Here is a 938-nt window from a genome sequence, read left to right on the forward strand (position 1 = left end):
GCGGTGGTACGACGCTCCTCATCCATCACACCAACCTTCAAGGTGAACCTCTCCAGACCCAGCAGATCCTCCACCGCACCGAACAGGTCGTTAGTGAACGCAACCTCCTCCGGGCCGTGCTGCTTCGGCTTCACAATGTAGATCGAACCATTACGGGAGTTACGCAGCGGGTTGTTCTCATCCAGACCCGGGATCGCAGCAGCCGAAGTAATAACGGCATCCATGATGCCCTCGAAAATCTCCTCACCATTCTGATCCAAGATCGCCGGGTTCTGCATCAGGTGGCCAACGTTACGCACAAACAGCAGAGAACGGCCGTGCAGACGCAGCTCCTCACCATCACGGGAGGTAAACACACGATCCTCGTTCAGCTTACGAGTGAAGGTCTTGCCGCCCTTCTCCACTTCCTCAGTGAGGTTGCCGGTGTTCAGACCCAGCCAGTTGCGGTAGCCCAGGGTCTTGTCGGTTGCGTCGACAGCGGCGACGGAGTCCTCGAAGTCCATGATGGTGGAGATTGCGGACTCAAGGTTCAGATCCTTGACGCCGGCCTTGTCGGTCTTGCCGATCGGGGATTCCGGATCGATCTGAATGTCAATGTACAGACCGTTGTTGTACAGCAGAATGTCGGTCGGGTTAGCCTTGTCGCCGCCGAAGCCTGCGTAGACCTCCGGGTTGCGCAGGTGAACGTCATTGCCGTCGATGGTGGCGGTGAACTGGCCGGACTCAACCGCGTACTTGGTGACGTCCTTGTGGGAGCCGGACTCCAGGGGTACTACGCGGTCCAGGAACTCGCGGCCCCACTCGATGACCTTGTCGCCGCGAACCTTGTTGTAGCCGGTGCCCTTCTCCTGGCCGTTCTCCTCAGAGATGGCGTCGGTGCCGTACAGAGCGTCGTACAGGGAACCCCAGCGGGCGTTCGCCGCGTTCAGCGCGAAGCG

At 59.6% G+C, this 938-nt stretch carries 1 pseudogene; it reads right to left on the bottom strand.

Annotated elements, in window-relative coordinates:
• Positions 1-938: pseudogene (locus tag HMPREF2678_RS09720) on the bottom strand (malate synthase G); the annotation flags it as partial.

The sequence above is a fragment of the Corynebacterium sp. HMSC058E07 genome (assembly GCF_001809885.1).
In the GTDB taxonomy this organism is placed as follows: Bacteria; Actinomycetota; Actinomycetes; order Mycobacteriales; family Mycobacteriaceae; genus Corynebacterium; species Corynebacterium macclintockiae.